Source organism: Streptomyces tricolor (genome assembly GCF_002155905.1).
GTDB lineage: Bacteria > Actinomycetota > Actinomycetes > Streptomycetales > Streptomycetaceae > Streptomyces > Streptomyces tricolor.
Map to the genome: position 1 here is coordinate 1 of NZ_MUMF01000340.1, position 3799 is coordinate 3799.

The 3799-nt window shown below is 70.9% G+C and carries 3 protein-coding genes; all 3 read right to left on the minus strand.

Translation table 11 applies throughout. From position 1 onward, the window contains the following. A partial coding sequence (locus tag CCN44_RS23920; RefSeq protein WP_086699413.1) for a CDP-glycerol glycerophosphotransferase family protein occupies positions 1-1564 on the minus strand: 1564 nt, incomplete at its 3' end. A gap of 101 nt (positions 1565-1665) precedes the next feature. Beyond that, on the minus strand, positions 1666-2619 hold the full coding sequence (locus CCN44_RS23925) for an ABC transporter ATP-binding protein (protein ID WP_086699416.1): 954 nt from the start codon (positions 2617-2619) through the stop codon (positions 1666-1668). Further along, complete coding sequence (locus tag CCN44_RS23930) at positions 2612-3526, minus strand: ABC transporter permease (RefSeq protein ID WP_059249846.1); 915 nt, start codon at positions 3524-3526, stop codon at positions 2612-2614. The genes CCN44_RS23925 and CCN44_RS23930 overlap by 8 nt, the downstream gene beginning before the upstream one ends. Positions 3527-3799: the final 273 nt, after the last annotated feature.

Below are 3799 nucleotides of genomic sequence, written 5' to 3' on the forward strand. Positions count from 1 at the left end.
AGACGTCGTTGCGCGGATAGCCGTAGTCCAGGGACGTGTACCGGGACGGGTAGGCGCGCTCCCACATCCGGGTGGAGTGGCTGTTGGCGCTGACGCTGTAGTCCCACTTGTCGATGCGGGCCAGCAGGGCGGCGAAGTCCAGGCCCTTGGCGGCGGCCGGATGGTCCATCTGGTCCAGGCCCATGCGTTTGAGCGGGGTGCCGTGGTGGGTCTGGAGGTGGACGGCGTCCGGGCGTTTGACCACCGCGTTCGGGAAGTTGACGTTGTTCGTCAGGTACTTGGCGGTGGCCAGGGTCTCCCAGTAGCGGCGGGTGCCCGGGGTCACGTGGTCGGTGCCGGGCGGCAGCAGGGCCGCGTTCTGCTTGTTCACCACCCACACCGGGTGGATGTGCGGGGCGAGTTCGGCGAGCTTCGCGGCGATCGCGGCCGGGTTGCAGGACACCCCGCGGTCCCAGTAGGCCGCGAACACGGCGAGGTCCGGGTTCACCGGGCGGCCGAGGGCGCGCCGGTACTGGTGGTCGCGGACCTTGGCGCCGAGGTGCTGCTTGCGGGTCCGTACCGCCTTGCGGGCGGCGCGGCGGGTGCGGTTGGCGGTCTGGAACGCGCGGTACTTGGTGTACGCGCCCTCCTCCAGCAGCGCGTGCCGTACGCCTTCCAGGCCGGCCGGGCGCTTGTGTCCCTCGGGGCGCCAGCGGACCGCGGCCAGCGAGGCGCGGCGGAAGAACTCGCGGGCCACCGGGTCGGGCAGGTCCTCGCGGGCGAAGGTGCGCACCAGGTCGCGGACCATCAGGTTGTACAGCACCGTGCGGGGGGCGCGGCGGTTCTTGGTGAGCGTGAGCAGCGACTCGTAGCGGTCGATCAGCGCGAGCCGGTCCTCGGGGGCGCGCGGCGGCAGGCTCTGAGGGCGCAGTACGCGGTGTTCGTACGCCGTCTGGTTCAGGCAGGCGACGCGGCCGGCGTGCAGCAGGGCCGCCTGGGCGGCGCGCGCCTCGTCCTCGGTGTTCAGCTGCTCCTCGTGGGCCCGCCAGAAGCCGGCGCGCAGGGCGCGGTTGCCGAGCAGCGGGGTGAGGCGCAGCAGGTCGGGGGCCGCGTTCAGGGAGCGGGCCGCCCGGCCGACGGCGGCGAGGTGGCGGCCGTCGTGGGAGGGGCGGGCGGCGGTCTGCCAGGTGGTGGTGACGTGGTCGAAGAGGAGGACGTCGACCGGGTCCGCGGTGCCCGCGGGGCTCGTGGCGTCCGGGGCGGCGGCGTCGAGTTCGGCGGTCCGCTCGGCGATCAGGCGGGGCGCGCCGGCGGGCAGGCCGTCCTTGGCGTGGACGAAGTGCAGCCAGCGGCCGGTGGCGCGGGCGGCGCCGGCCGCCCGGGCCTCCACGTCCCCGGTGCCGTCCGGCAGTGCGACGACGACCGTCTCGGGGGCGTGGCCCTCGGCCGTCTCCCGGGCCCACGCGCCGACCGCGGCGACGATCACCTCGGCGTCGGGGAGGGGATGGGCCGCCAGGGAGTCCAGCAGCTCGGTCAGATGCCCCTGTGCGTTCGGCCCGTAGACGATCACACTCAGCTGGGGCATCGCAGTGGACTCCTTCGGCTCGTGGTCTCCGGGCGCACCCTTCATAACATACTGTCGCTTAGCGGATGAAAGGGATAACTGCGCTTGGCGTAAAGCTCGTCTCAGGAGGGAAGAGGCACTTTCGGCGCGTCCGGTTGCGGTGTGTCCGCTTTCGTGCTGTCCGCTTTCGCGTCGTCCGTCTTCGGGCTGTCCGTCTTCGGGCTGTCCGTCTTCGGGCTGTCGGCCTTCGGTGCCGGCTTCTTCGGGGCGGGCTTCTTGGCTGCCGGCTTCTTGTCGCCGGTGAAGGCCTCGTACTCCTTCATGACCTCCTCGGTCGGCCCGTCCATGCGCAGTTCGCCGCGCTCCAGCCACAGGACCCGCTCGCAGGTGTCGCGGATCGACTTGTTGTTGTGGCTGACCAGGAACACCGTGCCCGCGCGCTGCCGCAGTTCGCGGATCCGCGCCTCGGAGCGCTTCTGGAAGGAGCGGTCGCCGGTGGCCAGCGCCTCGTCGATGAGCAGGACGTCGTGGTCCTTGGCGGCGGCGATGGAGAAGCGGAGCCGGGCGGCCATGCCGGAGGAGTAGGTGCGCATCGGCAGGGTGATGAAGTCACCCTTCTCGTTGATCCCGGAGAAGTCCACGATGTCCTGGTAGCGCTCCTTGATCTGCTCCCGGGACATCCCCATGGCGAGGCCGCCGAGGAAGACGTTCCGCTCGCCGGTGAGGTCGTTCATCAGGGCCGCGTTGACGCCCAGCAGGGAGGGCTGGCCGTCGGTGTAGATGTGCCCGCTCTCCACCGGGAGCAGTCCGGCGACCGCCTTGAGCAGGGTGGACTTGCCGGACCCGTTGGTGCCGATGAGCCCGATCGCCTCCCCCTTGTAGGCGACGAACGACACCTTCTTCACCGCGTGCACCCGGCGGACGCCGGCCGCCTTCTCGGTCTGCTTGCGGCGCAGGATGCGGTTGAGGGCGGCGGTGGCGGAGCCGCGGCCGGCACCGGTGCCGTTGACCCGGTAGACGATGTCGACGCGGTCGGCGACGACGGTGGGGGTCTGGTCGTTCACGTTCTCAGCCACGGCCGTACGTCTCCTCAGCCTTCCAGAAGTAGATGAAGCCGCCGATGCCGGCGAGCAGGGCCCAGCCGACGGCCGCCGCCCACACGTGCGGGGGCAGGGACTGGGCGTGGAAGCTGTCGATCAGCGCGAACCGCATGAGGTCGATGTAGACGGCGGCCGGGTTCAGCTCCAGCAGGACGGTGACGACCTGCGGCAGGTCGTCCTTGGCGGCCAGCTTGTCGATGCTCCACATCACGCCGGACACGTACATCCACGTGCGCAGCACGAACGGCATCAGCTGGGCGATGTCCGGGGTCCTCGCGCCCATTCGCGCCATGATCATCGACACCCCGGCGTTGAACGTGAACTGGAGCACCAGGGCCGGGAGCGCCAGCAGCCAGGAGAAGGCGACGGGTACGCCGAAGCAGAGCAGGATGACGACCAGCGCGGCCATCGAGAACAGCAGCTGCTGGAGCTGCTGGAGGCAGAAGGAGATCGGCAGGGCGGCGCGCGGGAAGTGCAGGGCGCGCACCAGGCCGAGGTTGCCGGAGATCGCGCGGGTGCCCGCCATGATCGAACTCTGCGTGAACGTCCAGATGAACACGCCCGTGACCAGGAACGGGATGTAGTCGGGCACGCCGTGCTTGGTGCCGAGCAGCACACCGAAGATGAAGTAGTAGACCGCCGCGTTCAGCAGCGGGGTCATGACCTGCCAGACCTGGCCGAGCTTCGCCTGGCTGTACTGCGCGGTGAGCTTGGCGGTGGCGAAGGCGCTGATGAAGTGGCGGCGGGCCCACAGCTGCCGGACGTACTCCGGCAGCGAGGGGCGGGCCCCGCTGACCGACAGGCCGTGCCGGGCGGCCAGCGCCGAGAGGTCGTCGGCGGCCGGGGCCTGGGTCGGGGGCGGTGTGTGGAGGACCTGACTCACATCCGCTGCTTTCGCTCGGGGGAGGGGGTGCTGCGGCCGGCTCGCGCCGGGACCGCCGCGTTCGTGGCCGTCGCCCGGCGTTTCCTTACGTTTCTCTGCACGTTCTCTTACGTCGGGACGGGACCGTATCGTCGCAACGTGAGCGTAGGCCCAACGGACGTCGGAACGCAACCGTTTCGTCGTGGCGGCCTATGCTGTGCGGTATGACGACGAACGCCGCCGAGTCCGCCGACGAGCCGCCGGCGCGTCCGCGCCGCCGGGCGCCCGCCGGGG